This window comes from Pseudomonas sp. 8BK (genome assembly GCF_902506475.1).
In the GTDB taxonomy this organism is placed as follows: Bacteria; Pseudomonadota; Gammaproteobacteria; order Pseudomonadales; family Pseudomonadaceae; genus Aquipseudomonas; species Aquipseudomonas anguilliseptica.
On record NZ_LR733252.1, the window covers coordinates 1,323,181 to 1,341,544 of the forward strand.

An 18,364-nucleotide genomic window follows, 5' to 3' on the forward strand; every position below is an offset into this window, starting at 1 on the left:
ATGCGCTCGAGCAAGGTCATTCATATAGTCAGCTGCCACGCCGAAGGCGAAGTGGGCGACGTGATAGTCGGTGGCGTCGCCCCACCACCCGGCAACACTCTGTGGGCCCAGTCGCGCTGGATCGCCGAGGACCAGCGCCTGCGCAACTTCGTGCTGAACGAGCCGCGCGGCGGCGTGTTCCGCCACGTCAACCTGCTGCTGCCGGCCAAGGATCCACGGGCGCAGATGGCCTGGATCATCATGGAACCGGCCGACACGCCGCCGATGTCCGGCTCCAACTCGCTGTGCGTGGCCACCGTACTGCTGGAAACAGGCATCCTGCCGATGCAGGAACCCGTCACCCGGCTGTGCCTGGAAGCCCCCGGCGGGCTGATCGAAGTGCTGGCCGAGTGTCGCGACGGCAAGGTGCAGCGGGTGCAGGTGCACAACCTGCCGTCCTTCGCCGACCGCCTGGACGCCATGCTCGAAGTCGAAGGCCTGGGCACGCTCAAGGTCGACACCGCCTACGGCGGCGACAGCTTCGTCATCGCCGATGCCCGCGCCCTAGGCTTTTCCCTGAGCGCCGACGAAGCCGCCGACCTGGCCGCCAGCGGACTGAAGATCACCCGTGCGGCCAATGAACAACTGGGCTTCGTCCACCCGCAGAACCCGGACTGGGCGCATATCTCCTTCTGCCAACTGGCCGGCCCGCTGGAGCGCCTGAACGGCGTTCTGAGCGCCGCCAACGCGGTGGTGATCCGCCCCGGCAAGGTCGACCGTTCGCCTACCGGTACCGGCTGTTCGGCACGCATGGCGGTTCTGCAGAGGCGAGGCCAGTTGCAGGTGGGCGAGGCCTTTATCGGCCGCTCGATTATCGGTTCGCAGTTCCACTGCCATATCGAAGGCCTCACCGAGGTGGCCGGTCGCCCGGCGATTCACCCCTGCATCAGTGGCCGCGCCTGGATCACCGGTACCCACCAGCACCTGCTCGACCCGGACGACCCCTGGCCCGAGGGCTATCGGCTCTCCGATACCTGGCCGGTCGAGCCCACGCCATAAACTGTTTTCTACGATTTGATCACCACCGCCCCAGCGGCGCGATAAACCGGGCCCAGACCCACCCGATGGACACAAGGGCCGATAACGCCCCTTTATCTTCGTATACGAAATACGTTTAATCTGCCCAGGAGGCAACAGCATGAGCAGCAACATCTTCACCGGCACCATCCCCGCCCTGATGACACCTTGCACCGCCGAGCGCAAGCCGGACTTCGACGCCTTGGTGCGCAAGGGTCGCGAGCTGATCGAAGCCGGCATGAGTGCCGTGGTCTACTGCGGCTCCATGGGCGACTGGCCCTTGCTCACCGAGGCCGAACGCCAGGAAGGGGTTGCGCGCCTGGTGGCGGCCGGCATCCCGACCATCGTCGGCACCGGCGCGGTGAACAGCCGCGAGGCCGTGTCCCACGCTGCCCACGCCGCCAAGGTTGGTGCCCACGGCCTGATGGTCATCCCCCGGGTGCTGTCCCGTGGCGCGTCGCCTGCCGCCCAGGAAGCGCACTTCGCCGCCATTCTCGAAGCAGCGCCAACGCTGCCGGCGGTGATCTACAACAGCCCGTACTACGGCTTCGCCACCCGCGCCGAGCTGTTCTTCAAGCTGCGTCGCCAGTATCCCAACCTGATTGGCTTCAAGGAGTTCGGCGGCGCCGCCGACATGCGCTACGCCGCCGAGCACATCACCTCACAGGATGACCAGGTGATCCTGATGGCCGGCGTCGATACCCAGGTGATGCATGGTTTCGTCAATTGCGGCGCAACCGGCGCCATCACCGGCATCGGCAACGTCCTGCCGCGCGAAGTACTGCAACTGGTGGAGCTGAGCAAGCAGGCCGCCAAGGGCGACGCCATCGCCCGGCGCCGCGCCCTGGAGCTGTCCGAGGCGCTCAACGTGCTGTCGTCTTTCGACGAGGGCTGCGACCTGGTTCTTTATTACAAGCACCTGATGGTGCTGGGCGGCGACGCGGAATACAGCCTGCACTTCAATCCAAGCGATGCGCTCAGCGATGCCCAGCGCCACTACGCCGAGACCCAGTACCGGCTGTTCCGCCAGTGGTATGCCAATTGGTCGGCCGAGCACAACCTCGCCTGATCACCGTGCTGCGGCCGGGTGCTCACCTGCATCCGGCCGATCTGCCGCATTCAACCGAACAGGCCACAACAGGAGCTAACAATGCCCGCCATCACCGGCCACAACTTTATCGCCGGCGGCCGCAGCGCCACCGGCGAGATCATCCTGCAGAGTTTCGACGCCAGCAGCGGCGAGGCCCTGCCCTACAGTTTCCACCAGGCCAGCGAGGCCGAGGTGGACGCCGCCGCCCGCGCCGCCGAGGCCGCCTACCCGGCCTACCGCCAGCTGAGCCCGGGACAGCGCGCCCAGTTCCTCGACGCCATCGCCGAGCAGATCGATGCTCTCGGCGATGACTTCGTGGCCATCGTCTGCCGCGAGACCGCCCTGCCAGCTGCGCGTATTCAGGGTGAGCGCGGTCGCACCAGCGGCCAGCTGCGCCTGTTCGCCCGTGTGCTGCGCCGCGGCGACTTCCTCGGCGCGCGCATCGACCGCGCCCAGCCCGAGCGCCAGCCACTGCCCCGGGCCGATCTGCGCCAATGGCAGATCGGCGTCGGCCCCGTGGCAGTGTTCGGCGCCAGCAACTTTCCCCTGGCCTTCTCCACCTCCGGTGGCGACAGTGCCGCAGCCCTGGCCGCCGGCTGCCCGGTGGTGTTCAAGGCCCACAGCGGCCATATGGCCACCGCCGAGCTGGTGGCGCAGGCGATCATCCGTGCCGCCGAGACCACCGGCATGCCAGCCGGGGTGTTCAACATGGTCTACGGCGGCGGGGTTGGCGAGTGGCTGGTCAAACACCCGGCGATCCAGGCGGTCGGCTTTACCGGCTCGCTAAAGGGTGGTCGCGCCCTGTGCGACATGGCCGCCGCGCGGCCGCAGCCGATCCCGGTGTTTGCCGAGATGAGTTCGATCAACCCGGTACTCCTCCTGCCGGCGGCGCTCAAGGCCCGCGGCGAGCAGATCGCCAGCGAACTGAGCGCCTCGGTGGTCTTGGGCTGCGGCCAGTTCTGCACCAACCCAGGTCTGATCATTGGCCTGAGTTCACCAGCATTCGGCGCCTTTACCCGCGAGTTCGCCGCTCACATGGCTGATCAACCGGCACAGACCATGCTGAACGTCGGCACCTTGGCCAGCTACGAGAAAGGCGTGTCTGCACTGCACCACCACCCCGGCGTACGCCATCTGGCCGGCCAGCCACAGCAAGGGCGCCAGGCCTGGCCGCAGCTGTTCCAGGCCGATGTCAGTCTGCTGCTGGGGGGCGACCCGCTGCTCCAGGAGGAGGTCTTCGGTCCAACCACAGTGCTGGTCGAGGTGGCCGATTTGCATGAGCTGCAACGCGCCGTGCAGGCCCTGCACGGCCAGCTCAGCGCCAGCCTGATCGCCGAGCCGGAGGATCTTGCCCAGTGTGCGACGCTACTGCCGCTGCTGGAACACAAGGCCGGACGCCTGCTGCTCAATGGCTACCCAACCGGTGTGGAAGTCTGCGATGCCATGGTGCACGGCGGCCCTTACCCAGCCACCTCGGATGCCCGCGGCAGCTCGGTGGGCAGCCTGGCCATCGAGCGTTTTCTGCGCCCGGTGTGCTACCAGAACTATCCGGATGAGTTGCTGCCCAAGGCCCTGCAAAACGCCAACCCGCTGGGCCTCGAACGCCTGGTGGACGGCCAACGCACACGGGCGCCGCTGCTCTGATTTCGTGTCGGCACGGATAGGCGGCGTCTGTGATTTCAACCCGGCTTCGGCCGGGTTTTTTATGGCGATCTACTAATCCAGCAGCGCCTGCAGGTCGTCGTACAGCGTCTGCGTGATTTCCACCCCATGGGCCAGGCTGTGCGCCCTGGCGGCGTAACGGCGCTGCGAGGGCAGGCGGGCGCCTTGCGCCTGCATGGCCAGAAACAGCGCCTCGGCGCGGGCCAGATGCTGGGTGGCCTGCCCGCCAAGAAAGCGCTGCGGATCCAGGGCAATCAGCAATTCGCCGTGGTAGGGCAAGGCCTTGCTGCCCGCGTCATGGACGCTGGACTCCAGGCTGGTCAGATCGCCGATCAGCGGCCCTGCGATCAGCTCGATCATGGCCGACAGGGCCGAGCCCTTGTGCCCGCCGAAGGTCAGCATGGCGCCGTTATCCAGCACCTCGGCGGCATCGCTGCAGGGCTGCCCCTGCTGGTCCACCCCCCAGCCGAGTGGCAAGGGCTGGCCAGCACGGCGGTGCAGTTCGATCTCCCCCCGGGCGGTGGCGCTGGTGGCAAAGTCGAAGATAAAGGGCAGCTGGCCAACACGCGGCCAGCCAAAGGCAATGGGATTGGTGCCGAACAGCGGGCGGCTGCCACCGGCCGGGGCCACATAGGCCTGGGTCGGGTTACAAGCCAAGGCCACCAGCCCCAGTTCGGTCAGCGCCTCCAGTTCGACCCAGAGGGCGGAAAAGTGCACGCAGTGATTGATCGCCAGGGCCGCGATACCGTTGGTCCGGGCTTTGTCCGCCAGCAGCGGCAGGCCAGCGGCAAAGGCCAGCTGGGAAAACCCGCCCCGAGCATCCACCCGCACCAGCCCAGGGGCCTGGTCGATCAGCTGCGGATCGGCGCAAGGCTCGACCTTGCCGGCCTTGAGCGTCTGCACTATGCCGAGCAGACGCCACAGGCCATGGGAGGTGCAGCCATCACGCTCGCCGGCCAGCAGCGTAGCGCCGATGGCCCGCACATAGGCCTCGCTGAAGCCGTGCCGACGCAGAATCGACTGCGCCAGTTCTTCGGCCTGTTCCAGGGTCAATCGCAACATCCGTAGCCTCCTTCGGGTCAATTAAGCCCAGAGTGGCCCAGCGCGTTGTCGGTGACTTGATCGCTTTGCCCGCGCCCTATGCCGAATACGGCACAGCCCACTACAGCCCAGGTTGCAGGTTGCAGGTTGCAGGTTGCAGGTTGCGACTGTGCTTCAGGTGATTGGCTGCGACGCTACTCCCAGGCATATAACCAGCCCACCGCACTGACCCGCCCTTCGCTGAGGGCCACCAGCATCTGATCATGCTGGCCGCGCCAGTGATAACTCCACAGCAGCGGCCCTGGGCTGCCCTGCCACTCCGTGCGGCGCTGCCAGTCGGCGTAGTCCGCCTGCTCGATCGTGACTTTGGCATCAGGTTCACCCAACAGCGCCAGCACCGCCGGCGTATCGCTATGCGCAGCCAGCACCTCTGCGGCCAGCGTCTGCATCAGCTGGTGCTTGCGCCCCTGCCAGGCATCCAGATCCTCGCGCCATTCGCCCCCGGCAAAATGCCCCTTGGCCTGACGCAGCTGCGTCCACTCGGCCGCCATCGCGTACCCCTTATCAGCGCCTGCCTGCTGCTGGGCTCCGCCTGAAGCACAGCCCAAGGCCAACCCGAGGGTTAGCAGCAACATGCCGATCCGCAATCCATTGATTCCTTGCATAAATCCCTCCTTACACGGTTGCCATACATAGCTAGTAGCCATCATTTTTACGAACATCGTGTCGGCTATATGTCGTGAAAATACGAAAAACGACAGCGATCTACGAAGAAATTGACAGCCAGCCAAGCGCCTTCTAAGTTCCTTTGCACTCTTGTACCAGATCGGCCAGCCTCCCATAACAAGATGTTCAGGGGCATGCAGTAGCGCCAACGCATTCGGCATCAAGAGCTTCCACTGCCAAACATCCCTCGCCCTCCACAAGGGGGCAAAAAACACACCGTTCCTTACCAGGGGCGGACAAACAATAAGTGAAGGATAGGAATCTCAAGAATGAGAAAGCGGAAGTTAACCCTCGCCATCAGTGCCAGCATCACCGCGCTCTGCATGCTCAACACGGTTCAGGCACACGCCCAACCCCAAGAAGACTTTATGCTGCTGGAGCAGGAAAAAGCCGCCAACCAGGTGTACAAGGCGTTTTTCCCCAACGAAGACATTGCCCGCAAAGCGGCCATCAGCTTCCATGGTCAATTACTTGAATCGCACTATGAACAGGGCTACCTGATCATGGAGCTGACCGAAGAAGAACAGGAGAAACTCACGGCCTTCGGTTTTACCTTCGCACCGGCCACCGAGTTTATTGCCAAGCGCAATGAAGTCCTCACGCAGATCCAGAATCGCCTGCAACAGCGCAGCCTGAAAAGCGCCACGGCGATGAGCGACGCAAGCCTGGCCAGCATCCCCGGCTACGCCTGCTATGAAACCCTGGAAAGCACCTACAGCGTGGCCAGCGACATGGCCAGCCAGTTTCCCGGCATCGCCGAGTGGCTGCTGGTTGGCCAGTCCTGGGAAAAACTCAACGGCCAGGGTGGACACGACATCGGTGTGCTCAAGCTGACCAATAAAGCCATTACCGGCAATAAACCCAAGCTGTTTATCAACAGCGCCATCCATGCCCGCGAATACACCACCGCACCGCTGGTGCTGGATTTCGCCCGCTGGCTGGTCAACGGCTACGGCACCGATGCCGACGCCACCTGGATTCTCGATCACCACGAAGTCCATCTGATGCTGCAGACCAACCCGGACGGTCGCAAGAAAGCCGAAACCGGGCTGTCCTGGCGCAAGAATGCCAACCAGAACTATTGCGGCGCCAACAGCAACAGCCGCGGCGCCGACCTCAACCGCAACTTCACCTTCGGCTGGAACAGCACCAACGGCCAAGGCTCCAGCGGCAGTGCCTGCAATGACACCTACCGTGGCCCAAGCGCCGGCTCCGAGCCGGAAATCCAGACTCTGGAAGCTTATGTGCGCAGCCTCTGGCCGGACCGTCGCGGCCCCGGCAAGAATGACGCAGCGCCAAGTGATACCAGCGGCATCCACCTGGATATCCACAGCTACAGCGAACTGGTGCTATGGCCGTGGGGCGATACCAGCCAGGCCGCACCCAACGGCACTGCGCTGCAGACCCTGGGACGCAAATTCGCCCTGTTCAATGGCTATTCGCCACAGCAGTCCATCGGACTCTACCCGACCGACGGCACCAGTGATGGGGTCAGCTATGGCGAGCTGGGTGTCGCTGCCTACACCTTCGAGTTGGGCACGCAGTTCTTCCAGAGCTGTTCGGTCTACCAGAACACTATCAAGCCGAAGAACCTGCCAGCCCTGATCTATGCAGCCAAGGTTGTCCGTACGCCCTATGTCACCCCGGGCGGCCCGGATATCAGCAACCTTGCGCTGAGTGGTAATGCGTCCAGCGGCGTGCCGGCCGGCACTCTGGTTACGCTGAGTGCCACCGCGAGTGACCTGCGCTTCAGCACCCGCAACGGCACCGAGCCGACGCAGAACGTCACCGCCGCCGAGTACTACATCGACAAGGCGCCCTGGGAGTCAGGCGCTCAGGCGATGCCATTGCAACCCCTGGACGGCAGCTTCAACGGCAAGACCGAAGGCCTGACCGGCAGCATCGCTACCACTGGGCTGCAGCCCGGCAAGCACACCGTATATGTCCGCGCGCGGGATGCGTCCGGCACCTGGGGTGCGGTCTCGGCGGCATTTCTAGTGATCGGCAGCAGTACGCCGCAGCCAAACTACTGCAGCGCGGCCAGCGGTAATGCCAACGATGAGTGGATCAGCCAGGTCAGCTTCGGCAGCTTTACCCGCAGCTCAGCCGCCAGCACCTACAGCGACTTCACCGAGCCGCGGATCGGCCAGGTGGTGAACCTGCAACGGGGCAGCAACAGCCTGCGCCTGACGCCGCAATTTGCCGGCACGGCGTACAACGAATACTGGAAGGTCTGGATCGACCTGAACAAGGACGGCGACTTCACCGATGCGGGTGAAGAACTGTTCACCTCCGCACGCGCGCTCAGCACGGTGGTGAATGGCAACCTGGTGATCCCTGCAGGCGCCGCCACCGGGAAAACCCGCCTGCGGGTAGCCATGCGCTACAACACCGCGCCCGTGCCGTGTGGCACCTTCAACTACGGTGAAGTGGAGGATTACACCGTCAATATCGAGTAAGGCCTGGCAACCTGGAGCCGCCTTATGCGGCTCCAGGTTCGCTTCCAGCCCTCGCGCACTCAGCGCGCCGTCGCTGATGCATCCTTCTTCGACCCCACCTGCAGACTGTGCAGGTAGCTGGTCGCGATCAACTCCGGAAAATCGATCAACTCATGCTGCAGCTGACGCTGCTCGGCATAGCTTTCAATCGCGCGGCGGTATTCCATGCGGCGCTGATCCTGCAGCTTGCGCCGGGCCTTGGCGTCGCTGTTTTCGTGGGACTGCGGTTTATCCAGATAGCCAGACATAGGGGGTAGCTCCCAAGCTGAATAAGGGGAGTACCAGCATCGGCCCTGGATATGACGCTTTGATGGCCACGCGATAACGTGGCGATGAAATCAGTCTTCGCTGCTCTTATGCGCCTTGGGCGACAGCCGCAGGCTGCGCAGACTGCGCTTGACACTTTTGAGGTGGTTAACCAGGCCTGGGCCGCGGGCCATCGCCACGCCCATGGCGAGCACGTCGATCACCACCAGGTGAGCGATACGCGAGGTCAGCGGGGTGTAGATTTCGGTGTCTTCCTGCACGTCGATGGCCAGATTGACCGTGGCCAGGTCAGCCAACGGCGTCTGGCTCGGGCACAGAGTGATCAAGGTCGCACCGGTTTCACGCACCAGGTTGGCGGTGATCAGCAAATCCTTGGAGCGCCCGGACTGGGAGATGCAGATGGCCACGTCGGTGGGCTTCAAGGTCACCGCGCTCATCGCCTGCATATGCGGGTCGGAATAGGCTGCGGCCGTGAGCAGCAGGCGGAAGAACTTGTGCTGGGCATCCGCCGCCACTGCGCCGGATGCGCCAAAGCCGTAGAACTCCACGCGCTGGGCATTGGCGATGGCGGCAATGGCCTGCTGCAGGGCCTGGGTGTCGAGTTTTTCGCGCACCTCGATCAGGGTATGCAGGGTGGTGTCGAAGATCTTCAGGCTGAAGTCTGCCACCGAATCGTCTTCATGGATGGCGAACTGGCCGAAACTGGCTCCAGCAGCCAGGCTCTGCGCCAGCTTGAGCTTGAGGTCCTGAAAACCGGTGCAGCCAATCGCCCGGCAGAAACGCACAATGGTCGGCTCACTGATACCAACGCTGTGCGCCAGCTCGGCCATGGAGCTGTGCATGACCGAGGCCGGGTCGAGCAGAACATGGTCGGCGACCTTGAGTTCCGATTTGCGGAGTAGATGACGCGACTGGGCAATGTGCTGCAACAGGTTCACAGGTTTAGGCTCGGCATTTGGCTAACGAATCCATCTAGCACGCCGCATTGGAGTCATGACTCGGTTATGATCGGCGTAAGACGGGTTGTAGTGGTCTTGTAGTTATACTACATGGCCGCCGCCCTCGCACGGTTAAACCGAGTCGGAGTTCCCACCTTGAGCATTCCCTGCGACATGCTGGTGTTTGGCGGCACCGGCGACCTGGCCCTGCATAAATTGCTGCCAGCGCTCTACCACCTGCATCGCGCGGGTCGTCTGCCTGGTGACACGCGGATTCTCGCCCTGGCCCGCAGCGCCCATAGCCGCACAGCCTTTCAGGCCCTGGCCGAACGCCATTGCCGCGCCCAGGTGGCGCGCAACGACTTCGACAACGACACCTGGGCCAGCTTCGCCGCGCGCCTCGACTACTTCGCCATGGACGCCAGCCAGAGCGCCGATTTCGGCCGCCTGGGCAAACGCCTGGGCGACGACCCCGAGCGCGTGCGCATCTATTACCTGGCCACCGCGCCGGATCTGTTCGAAGACATCGCCTCGCACCTGAAGATCGCCAGCCTGGCCGGCCCCAAGGCGCGCATCGTGCTGGAAAAACCCATCGGCCATTCGCTGCAGTCGGCGCAGGCGATCAACTCCGCCATCGGCGCGGTATTCGATGAGTCACGGGTGTTCCGCATCGACCATTACCTGGGCAAGGAGACGGTGCAGAACCTGATGGCCCTGCGTTTCGCCAACGCGCTGTTCGAACCGGTCTGGCGCGCCGGGCATATCGATCACGTGCAGATCAGCGTGTGCGAAACCCTTGGCGTGGAAAATCGCGGCGCCTACTACGAAAAAGCCGGTGCCATGCGCGACATGATCCAGAACCACCTGCTGCAGCTGCTCTGCCTGGTGGCCATGGAAGCGCCGGTACGTTTCGACGCCGAGGCAGTGCGCAACGAGAAGGTGAAAATCCTCGAAGCCCTGAAACCCATCACCGGCCTCGACGTGCAGGACAAGACCGTGCGCGGCCAGTACACCGCCGGCAAGATCGGAGGCCAGGAAGTGCCGGCCTATTACTTCGAGAAGAACGTCGACAATGACAGCGACACCGAAACCTTTGTCGCCGTGCAGGCCGAAATCGACAACTGGCGCTGGGCCGGCGTGCCGTTCTACCTGCGCACCGGCAAACGCCTGGGGCACAAGACGTCGGAAATCCTTATTCAGTTCAAACCGGTACCGCACCAGCTGTTCGGCGGCGGCGAAGCCAACCGCCTGCTGATTCGCCTGCAGCCGGAAGAACGCATCAGCCTGCAACTGATGGGCAAGAGCCCAGGCAAAGGCATGCACCTGCAGCCGGTGGAGCTTGATCTCAACCTGGCCGACGCCTTCCACAAACAGCGCCGCTGGGACGCCTACGAACGCCTGCTGCTGGACGTGATCGAAGGCGATTCGACGCTGTTTATGCGCCGCGACGAAGTCGAAGCGGCCTGGAACTGGGTCGACCCGATCATCAAGGGCTGGCACCAGCACTACCAGAGCCCGCGGCCCTACCCGGCCGGCAGCGACGGCCCCGAGCAGGCCAGCAACCTGCTGGAGCGCCATGAACGGCAGTGGATGGAATAACTAAGCCAACTGCTGCTCAAACACCTGCAGCACGGCCTCCGGCAACTGCTTGCGCAAACCATCGCCACTGATCAACAGCAGCAACGGCAACAGCTTGCGCAGGGTCGCCGGCTGCAATCCGGCGCAGACATCCGCCTGCCGCGCCAGTGACAAGCCACCCAGCACCTGGGCGGCCACCGGCAGATTGCGATCCGCCACCGCCGCTTCGGTCAGTTTGCACAAATAACCGGTGGAGAAACTGCGCAGGCTTTCGCTGATCAGCGGCATATCGACGATATGCCGGGCAATCTGCAGCACATGGTCGACATCGTTGATGCCGTAGATCAGCACCTTGATCTGCTTGGCCGACAGGCACTCGGCATACAGCGCCGCCGTGGCAAAGGCACCATCGGCGCAGAGCTGGCGCGCCACCTCAAGATGCAGGCTGTCGGGCAGGCTCAGGTAGGTATCGAGGATCAGCCGCGGGTCGAGGTGGGTGGTCACCTTGGCGGCAAACTCGATGGGCATGGCCATGATCAGCTCACGCAATTGCCCCGGCGGCATATGCGGCGCCAACAGCGCGGCCTTCTCCGCGCCCAGTTGCTGCACCAGCCCCAGCTTGACGCTCAACGGGGCCATGGCCTGGGACGCCAACAGCAGGCGCAGGCCGACACTCAGGCTCGCGGGTTTGCGCATACGCACCTCGATTCAATCCGGACAGGCCCGCAGGATTGCCCGCCCGCAGCGCAAAGGCAGCCATCTTTGCTCCGGTTGCGCACCCGCCGGGCAGGCAGCGCCCGGCGCAGGTGGGAATAGAGGAAACACCTGGCGGCCAGCGCTTTATGCGGCGCTGACCGCCGGCCGAGCGCCACGCCAGAAGTACAGCAGCACAATGGGCAGCGCCAGCAGCCCCAACACACCAGCACTGACAAACAGCGTGGCAAAGCCCAGCTGCTCGGCCAACCAGCCGCTGGTGGCACCCACCAGCCCGGCCAGCAGCAGCTGCACACTGGCCTGCAGGGTAAAGTCCGCGCCCTCATGCTCGGGCCGACACTGACGCATCATCACGGCGAACAGCGCCACCGTGGACATGCCATCGGCGGTCTGCTCGAACAACGCCACCAGATAGACCAGACCGATGCTGCCGCCGGCACTTACCAGCACAGCCATGGCCGCGATCCCGCACGCCTGCAACAGACCGAACAGCAGCAACGCGCGCAACGCGCCGATACGCGCATACAATAGGCCGCCGAGAAACGCCCCGGCGATCCCGGCCAGGCTGCTGATCAGGGTCAGCTGGCCCAGCTCGGCATTGCTCCAGCCCTGATCCACCAGCATCGGTTTGATCATCGGCGAACCCAGCGCATCGCCCAGCTTGAAGCTCAGCAGCACCGCCAGCCAGAACAGCATGCCGGGCTGCAGCAACAGGCCACGGTAATGTCGCAGCAACAGCCCGGGCCCGGCCGGCTCCGCCTGCGCGGGTTGAAACGGCAACTCGCGCCGCTCGTTAAAGCGCCAGATCGGCAGCGTCATCAGCACCAGCAGCCCCGCCACCAGCGCCACACTCAGGTTCCAGCCCAGCGCATCCATCGCCAGCAGCAAGCCACTGCCGCTGACCAGCATGCCGACCTTGTAACCGCCCACCTGCAGGCTGTTGCCTAGCCCACGCCAGCGCTCTGGCAGCAGGCGTACAACCAGGCCATCAGTGGCAATGTCCTGAGTCGAGGCCGCCAGATTGACCAGCAGCAACAGGCCAATCAGTACAAAGAAATAGCTGTCGAACAGCCGCTCGGAATCCATCAGCGCCAGGCTCGCAATCACCGCGATAACACCCAGCTGCAACGGCAGAATCCAGCCACGATGATGGCCCAGCCGCGGCGAAGCCAGCCGATCCACCCACGGTGCCCAGAGCACCTTGAGCAGCCAGGGCAACGCCAGCAACTTGAGCAGACCGATCAAAGCCAGATCAACGCCGTGCTGACGCAGCAACACCGGCAGCGAATGGGCCAGCAGCCCCGAGGGCAATCCCTGGGCGCAATACAGCGAGGCCAGCAGGATCAGGGTCGCATTGGCCGGGCGAGACGCGGCGGCGGAAGAAGTGGGCTGCATGGAGCATCCTGCAAATCAGCGAAAGCGCGACAGTAGCGACCCGGCCGGCGACAGACAAGCGGCCGGCCCGGCAATTAGAACTTGTCGACCTGCTCGCGCAGCAGCTGGGCGAATTGTTCGGCCGGCACCGGTTTGCTGATCAGGTAGCCCTGAATCTCGTCGCAGCGCTGGCTCTTGAGGAAGTCCATTTGCGCCTGGGTTTCCACACCCTCGGCGACCACCTTGAGCTCCAGGCTGTGGGCCATGGCAATGATCGCGCGGGTGATCGCGGCATCTTCACTACCTGGAGTGAGGTCGCGGATAAAGGTCTGGTCGATCTTTACGTAATCCACCGGGAAGCGCTTGAGGTAGCTGAGCGAGGAATAGCCGGTGCCGAAGTCATCGATCGCCAGTTTGACGCCCAGGTCGCGCAGTTGCTGGAAGGTGCTGATCACGCTTTCGACGTTGTCCAGCAGCTGACTTTCAGTCAGTTCCAGCTCAAGGTACTGCGCGGCCAGGCCGGTTTCATCGAGCACTTGGCGCACCAGGCTGAGCAGATTGCCCTGGCGCAGCTGATGCACCGAAAGGTTCACCGACACACGAATCTGCGACAGCCCTTGCACCTGCCAGGCGCGCGCCTGCAGGCAGGCCTGACGCAGAACGAATTCGCCGATGGCGCCGATCAACCCGGTTTCTTCGGCCAGGCCGATAAAATCGCTCGGAGGCACCAAGCCCAGCTCCGGATGGTGCCAGCGCACCAGCGCCTCAGCGGCGTTGAGGCTGTCGGAAGCCAGGCACAACTTGGGCTGGTAGAACACCTCCAGCTGGCCTTCGTTGATGCCTTTGCGCAGCTGGTTTTCCAGCTGCAGGCGCTCCAGGGTGCAGGCTTGCAGGTTGTCGGTGAAGAACTGGAAGGTGTTGCCGCCCAGGTGCTTGGCATGTTGCATGGCCATATTGGCCTGGCTTACCAGGGCGGAAATCTCCCGCGCGTTATCCGGCAGCAGGCTGATGCCCAGGGAAGCGCTGACCACCAGCTCATGGCCGCCCACGGTCATCGGCACACGCAGTTTGCTCAGCAGACGGCTGGCCAGGCGCGCGAGACTTGAGAGGCTGCCGTAGGAGTCGATCAGGATGGCGAATTCGTCGCCGGACAGGCGCGCCAGAGTGTCGGCTTCCGGCACAGCCTGAGTCAGACGGCGGCTGACCTGGCGCAGCAGCTGATCGGCCACTTCATGGCCGAGGCTGTCGTTAAGCAGTTTGAAGCGGTCCAGGTCGACATGCAGCAGGGCGATGCTGCGCCCGCCCTGCCTTGCCCGCTGGCTGGCCTCGTGCAGTCGCTCCTTGAACAGGCTGCGGTTGGCCAGGCCGGTCAGTTCGTCGTAGTGCGACAGGTAGCGCAGGCGCTCTTCGGCCTCGCGCCGCGACGACAGATCGGCGAAGAAGCCGACGATATGGCTGACGCTGCCCCGCGCATCGCGCACCACGTTGAGCTGCAGCCACTGCGGATACAGCTCGCCGTTCTTGCGCGTTTCGATTAGCTCACCGCGCCAAGTGCCACTGTTTTCCAGCTCCAGGCGAATCATCTGGTACTGCCGGCGGCTGTCACCACTGCTGATCAGGCTGATCACGCTTTTGCCGACCACTTCATCCTGGCGATAACCGGTCACGTCGCTGAAGGCCTGGTTGACCGACAGCAGCCGGTAGTCCGGGTCGAGAATCACGATGCCTTCACTGGCAGCCTCGAACACAGTGGCGGCCAGTTGCTGCTGCTGCTCCTGCACCTTGCGCGCGCTGATGTCGCGGCGGGTGCCGAGCATGCGCAGCACGCGCCCCTCGGCGTCGCGTTCGACCGCACGACCACGGTCTTCAATCCACACCCAGTGGCCAGCCGCGTGCTGGATACGGTACTCGACCTGATAGTCGTCGCTACGCCCCTTCATATGCTCGACCAGCGCGCGGCGTAGTACCGGCAGATCATCGGGGTGCAGGCGCGGCTTGAGGTCACGCAGCATCACCTTTACCTCGTCCGGCTCCAGGCCGAAGATTTCCTTGAGGCGCGAGTGATGCACTTCATCGCTCTGCAGGTCCCAGTCCCACAGGCCCAGTTCGCTGGCTTCGATGGCCAGGGTCAGGCGCGCACGGCTCTTGCTCAGGGCGTAGGTGGTTTCATCCAGTTCCAGGGTGCGCTCGGCCACACGCATTTCCAGCTCGCCATGGGCCAGGCGCAATTCGCGCTCGGCGCGGCGGCGCTGCTCCACCTCATGCGCCAGCTCGCCATTCAGCCCTTCGGCCTGCATCTTGGCGTGCTCCAGGTTGCTGATCAGCGCCTGGTTATGAAAACGCTGCAGCAGGCTGCGCTGCACCAGGCGGTTGACCTGCCAGGCCACCACCAGCAAGGCCAGCAGCAGAATACTGCCGAGCAGGCCCCAGCCGCGCTGCAGCGGGTTATCACTGAGCAGCAGATAGCCCACCGAAGGCAGCAGACAGGGCAAGGCAAAACTGAGGAAGGCAGTAAAGCTGATGGCATAGGCCACGCTGGCCGAGAGAATCGCCGCAGCAATCAGGCCATAGACCACTGCCTGCAGGTAGAACACATCCGCCGGCACCAGGGCGATGGCGGCAAACGCCAAGGTCAACCCGGAAGCTCCTGCGCCGAGCAGAAATAGACGACGCCAATGGCGTTCGGCCTGACGGCTGGGCAAGGCATTGTTGAAGGCGCGCACCTGCACCAGGCGCAGCATGGCGAGGACCACCAGCCAGATCGACCAACCGATCAGCAACGCATGTGGCAGCCCACTCCATAACAGGAAGGCACACACCACGCCGCTGAGCAGCATAAACAGGGTCGGCACCTGCGAGCCCTGATAGAGCATGCGGGTGCGTTCGGCGGCGATGTCTGTGGCGAATAGCTGAGCCACTTCCCGCCCGGAAGTCGGCTTGAAGCCGTTGGCGCCAGCGGATGAAGTCGATGCGGTCATAGGCGATTTTCTTATAGTGGTTGCCTAAACGTCGGCGCAGCATACGCGAGCTAGACGCTTCGCCCAAGCCAGACGTGCGCTAATTCACAGTACAAATACCCAACTTTCGGTGAGTGCGGCCACAGCGCGTCTACGCTGCCGAGCTGACTCACCAGTCGCCCGCTACAACCCCTGGGCCAATCCAGGTCATACCCTGGTTTGCCCTGCCTGGCGCAGCCCCCTAGAATGCCGCGATGCAAAATGACCCCGAACTCCTGATTGCCTCTCTTAACGATGCCCAGCGCCAGGCCGTCGCCGCGCGCGTGGGCCGCCAACTGGTGCTGGCCGGTGCCGGCTCCGGGAAAACCCGCGTGCTGGTGCACCGCATTGCCTGGTTGATCCAGATCGAGAATGCCTCGCCGCACAGCATTCTGTCGGTGACCTTTACCAACAAGGCCGCCGCCGAGATGCGCCACCGCATCGAACAGATGCTCGGACACAGCCCGGCCGGCATGTGGGTGGGCACCTTCCACGGCCTGGCCCACCGCCTGCTGCGCGCGCACTGGCAGGAAGCCGGCCTGGCGGAAAACTTCCAGATTCTCGATTCCGACGACCAACAGCGCATCGTCAAGCGGGTAATCCGCGACCTCGGCCTGGATGAGCAGCGCTGGCCGCCGAAACAGGCACAATGGTTTATCAACGGGCAGAAGGATGAAGGCCTGCGGCCAAAGAACATCCAGCCCGGCGGCGACCTGTTTCTCGCCACCATGCTGAAGATCTACGAAGCCTACGAAGCGGCCTGCGCCCGCGCTGGAGTGATCGACTTCTCCGAACTGCTGCTGCGCGCCCTCGATTTGTGGCGGGACAAACCGGGCCTGCTGGAGCATTACCAACGGCGCTTCCGGCATATCCTGGTCGACGAATTCCAGGACACCAACGCCGTGCAGTACGCCTGGCTGCGTATGCTCGCCAAGGGCGGCGACAGCCTTATGGTAGTGGGCGACGACGATCAGTCGATCTACGGCTGGCGCGGGGCGAAGATCGAGAACATCCAGCAGTTCTCCGATGACTTTGCCGACGCCGAAGTGATCCGCCTGGAGCAGAACTACCGCTCCACCGCCGGCATCCTCAAGGCCGCCAACGCGCTGATCGCCAACAACCAGGGGCGCCTGGGCAAGGAACTGTGGACCGAAGACGGCGACGGAGAGCCGATCAACCTGTACTCGGCGTTCAACGAGCACGACGAAGCGCGTTATGTCGTGGAGTCGATCGAGGACGCCCTGCGCAAGGACGGCCTCAAGCGCAGCGAAATCGCCATCCTGTATCGCTCCAACGCCCAATCGCGGGTGCTGGAAGAAGCCCTGCTGCGCGAGAAGATCCCCTACCGCATCTACGGCGGCCAGCGCTTCTTTGAACGCGCGGAAATCAAGAACGCCATGGCCTACCTGCGCCTGCTCGACGGCCGCGGCAACGACGCGGCGCTGGAGCGCGTGATCAACGTGCCGGCGCGCGGTATCGGCGAGAAGAGCGTCGAAACCATCCGCGAATACGCGCGCGCCCATGATGTGTCTATGTGGGAAGCGATTCGCCTGATGGTCGCCGCCAAGGCCCTGCCAGGCCGCGCGTCGAGCGCGCTGGCCGGGTTTATCGAACTGATCGAAAACCTCGCGGCCAAGGCGCTGAGCATGCCGCTGCACCTGATGACCCAGACGGTGATCGAGCAGAGCGGGCTGATCGCCTATCACAAGGCCGAAAAAGGCGAAAAAGCCCAGGCGCGCATCGAGAACCTTGAGGAACTGGTCAGCGCCGCGCGCACCTTCGAGAACAACGAAGACGACGAACTCAGCCCGCTGCAGGCCTTTCTGACCCACGCCTCGCTGGAAGCCGGCGACACCCAGGCCGCGGAAAACGAGGACAGCGTGCAGCTGATGACCCTGCACAGCGCCAAGGGCCTGGAGTTTCCCCAGGTATTTCTGGTGGGCATGGAAGAAGGCCTGTTCCCACACAAGATGAGCCTGGAAGAACCCGGCCGTTTGGAAGAGGAACGCCGCCTGGCCTACGTCGGCATCACCCGCGCCATGAGCAAGCTGGTGATCACCTACGCCGAAACCCGACGTCTGTATGGCAACGAGACCTACAACAAGGTGTCGCGCTTCGTCCGCGAGATTCCGCCGCAGCTGATTCAGGAAGTGCGCCTGTCCAATAGCGTCAGCCGGCCGTTCGGTGCGGTCAGCCGCAATATGGGCGGTAATAGCATGAGCGGTGACAGTCTGTTCGCCGGCAGCGCCGTACCGGACACCGGCTTCAGCCTCGGCCAGCGCGTGCAGCATTCGCTGTTCGGCGAAGGCACCATCCTCAACTTCGAAGGCTCCGGCGCCCAGGCGCGGGTACAGGTGAATTTCGAGAGCGAAGGCAGCAAATGGCTGATGCTCAGCTATGCCAAGCTGCAGGCGCTGTAATCGA

At 63.8% G+C, this 18,364-nt stretch carries 13 protein-coding genes; 6 read left to right on the forward strand and 7 right to left on the reverse strand.

What is annotated here, in order from left to right:
• The 3 genes from ACIN8IBEIGE_RS06030 (at window position 1) to ACIN8IBEIGE_RS06040 (ending at window position 3,790) form a co-directional block, all read left to right on the forward strand.
• A complete protein-coding gene (locus ACIN8IBEIGE_RS06030; protein ID WP_160013851.1) occupies window positions 1-1,038 on the forward strand; it encodes a proline racemase family protein in 1,038 nt (345 codons plus the stop codon).
• 139 nt (window positions 1,039-1,177) lie between these two features.
• Window positions 1,178-2,125, forward strand: coding sequence for a dihydrodipicolinate synthase family protein (locus tag ACIN8IBEIGE_RS06035; protein WP_160013852.1), 948 nt, complete (start codon window positions 1,178-1,180; stop codon window positions 2,123-2,125).
• An 81-nt stretch (window positions 2,126-2,206) separates the two neighbouring features.
• The gene (locus tag ACIN8IBEIGE_RS06040) at window positions 2,207-3,790 is read left to right on the forward strand and encodes an aldehyde dehydrogenase (NADP(+)) (RefSeq protein ID WP_160013853.1); all 1,584 of its coding nucleotides are present in this window, start codon (window positions 2,207-2,209) and stop codon (window positions 3,788-3,790) included.
• A gap of 72 nt (window positions 3,791-3,862) precedes the next feature.
• On the opposite strand, the gene ACIN8IBEIGE_RS06045 is transcribed toward ACIN8IBEIGE_RS06040, so the two are convergent.
• Together ACIN8IBEIGE_RS06045 and ACIN8IBEIGE_RS06050 are read right to left on the reverse strand one after the other, a co-directional pair.
• On the reverse strand, window positions 3,863-4,870 hold the full coding sequence (locus ACIN8IBEIGE_RS06045; protein ID WP_160013854.1) for an Ldh family oxidoreductase: 1,008 nt from the start codon (window positions 4,868-4,870) through the stop codon (window positions 3,863-3,865).
• A gap of 173 nt (window positions 4,871-5,043) precedes the next feature.
• Window positions 5,044-5,514, reverse strand: coding sequence for a hypothetical protein (locus ACIN8IBEIGE_RS06050; RefSeq protein ID WP_160013855.1), 471 nt, complete (start codon window positions 5,512-5,514; stop codon window positions 5,044-5,046).
• 330 nt (window positions 5,515-5,844) lie between these two features.
• Here ACIN8IBEIGE_RS06050 and ACIN8IBEIGE_RS06055 point away from each other — a divergent pair, with 330 nt between their 5' ends.
• Window positions 5,845-8,034 (forward strand): M14 family zinc carboxypeptidase, encoded by a 2,190-nt coding sequence (locus ACIN8IBEIGE_RS06055; RefSeq protein WP_160013856.1) that lies wholly within the window; start codon window positions 5,845-5,847, stop codon window positions 8,032-8,034.
• Window positions 8,035-8,093: 59 nt separating this feature from the next.
• On the opposite strand, the gene ACIN8IBEIGE_RS06060 is transcribed toward ACIN8IBEIGE_RS06055, so the two are convergent.
• The gene (locus tag ACIN8IBEIGE_RS06060; RefSeq protein ID WP_160013857.1) at window positions 8,094-8,321 is read right to left on the reverse strand and encodes a PA3496 family putative envelope integrity protein; all 228 of its coding nucleotides are present in this window, start codon (window positions 8,319-8,321) and stop codon (window positions 8,094-8,096) included.
• 90 nt (window positions 8,322-8,411) lie between these two features.
• Entirely contained in the window at window positions 8,412-9,278 is an 867-nt protein-coding gene (hexR, locus tag ACIN8IBEIGE_RS06065) for a transcriptional regulator HexR (RefSeq protein WP_090377877.1), read from the reverse strand.
• 111 nt (window positions 9,279-9,389) lie between these two features.
• Here hexR and zwf point away from each other — a divergent pair, with 111 nt between their 5' ends.
• Complete coding sequence (gene zwf, locus ACIN8IBEIGE_RS06070; RefSeq protein WP_178124335.1) at window positions 9,390-10,877, forward strand: glucose-6-phosphate dehydrogenase; 1,488 nt, start codon at window positions 9,390-9,392, stop codon at window positions 10,875-10,877.
• Here the strand turns inward: zwf and ACIN8IBEIGE_RS06075 are convergent, their stop codons facing one another.
• From ACIN8IBEIGE_RS06075 to ACIN8IBEIGE_RS06085, 3 genes are all read right to left on the reverse strand, one after another.
• Entirely contained in the window at window positions 10,878-11,552 is a 675-nt protein-coding gene (locus tag ACIN8IBEIGE_RS06075; RefSeq protein ID WP_160013859.1) for a hypothetical protein, read from the reverse strand.
• 144 nt (window positions 11,553-11,696) lie between these two features.
• A complete protein-coding gene (locus ACIN8IBEIGE_RS06080) occupies window positions 11,697-12,965 on the reverse strand; it encodes an MFS transporter (protein WP_160013860.1) in 1,269 nt (422 codons plus the stop codon).
• 74 nt (window positions 12,966-13,039) lie between these two features.
• A complete protein-coding gene (locus ACIN8IBEIGE_RS06085; protein ID WP_160013861.1) occupies window positions 13,040-15,922 on the reverse strand; it encodes a bifunctional diguanylate cyclase/phosphodiesterase in 2,883 nt (960 codons plus the stop codon).
• Between the two features lie 233 nt (window positions 15,923-16,155).
• On the opposite strand from ACIN8IBEIGE_RS06085, the gene uvrD reads away from it, so the two are divergent.
• Window positions 16,156-18,360, forward strand: coding sequence for a DNA helicase II (gene uvrD / locus ACIN8IBEIGE_RS06090; RefSeq protein WP_160013862.1), 2,205 nt, complete (start codon window positions 16,156-16,158; stop codon window positions 18,358-18,360).
• Window positions 18,361-18,364 lie beyond the last annotated feature (4 nt).

Excerpts from the sequence above, each read along its gene's own strand:
- ACIN8IBEIGE_RS06030 (WP_160013851.1), top strand. The coding sequence starts at position 1 with ATGCGCTCGAGCAAGGTCATTCATATAGTCAGCTGCCACGCCGAAGGC.
- ACIN8IBEIGE_RS06035 (WP_160013852.1), top strand. The coding sequence starts at position 1,178 with ATGAGCAGCAACATCTTCACCGGCACCATCCCCGCCCTGATGACACCT.
- ACIN8IBEIGE_RS06040 (WP_160013853.1), top strand. The coding sequence starts at position 2,207 with ATGCCCGCCATCACCGGCCACAACTTTATCGCCGGCGGCCGCAGCGCC.
- ACIN8IBEIGE_RS06045 (WP_160013854.1), bottom strand. The coding sequence starts at position 4,870 with ATGTTGCGATTGACCCTGGAACAGGCCGAAGAACTGGCGCAGTCGATT.
- ACIN8IBEIGE_RS06050 (WP_160013855.1), bottom strand. The coding sequence starts at position 5,514 with ATGCAAGGAATCAATGGATTGCGGATCGGCATGTTGCTGCTAACCCTC.
- ACIN8IBEIGE_RS06055 (WP_160013856.1), top strand. The coding sequence starts at position 5,845 with ATGAGAAAGCGGAAGTTAACCCTCGCCATCAGTGCCAGCATCACCGCG.
- ACIN8IBEIGE_RS06060 (WP_160013857.1), bottom strand. The coding sequence starts at position 8,321 with ATGTCTGGCTATCTGGATAAACCGCAGTCCCACGAAAACAGCGACGCC.
- zwf (WP_178124335.1), top strand. The coding sequence starts at position 9,390 with ATGGCCGCCGCCCTCGCACGGTTAAACCGAGTCGGAGTTCCCACCTTG.
- ACIN8IBEIGE_RS06075 (WP_160013859.1), bottom strand. The coding sequence starts at position 11,552 with ATGCGCAAACCCGCGAGCCTGAGTGTCGGCCTGCGCCTGCTGTTGGCG.
- ACIN8IBEIGE_RS06080 (WP_160013860.1), bottom strand. The coding sequence starts at position 12,965 with ATGCAGCCCACTTCTTCCGCCGCCGCGTCTCGCCCGGCCAATGCGACC.
- ACIN8IBEIGE_RS06085 (WP_160013861.1), bottom strand. The coding sequence starts at position 15,922 with ATGACCGCATCGACTTCATCCGCTGGCGCCAACGGCTTCAAGCCGACT.
- uvrD (WP_160013862.1), top strand. The coding sequence starts at position 16,156 with ATGCAAAATGACCCCGAACTCCTGATTGCCTCTCTTAACGATGCCCAG.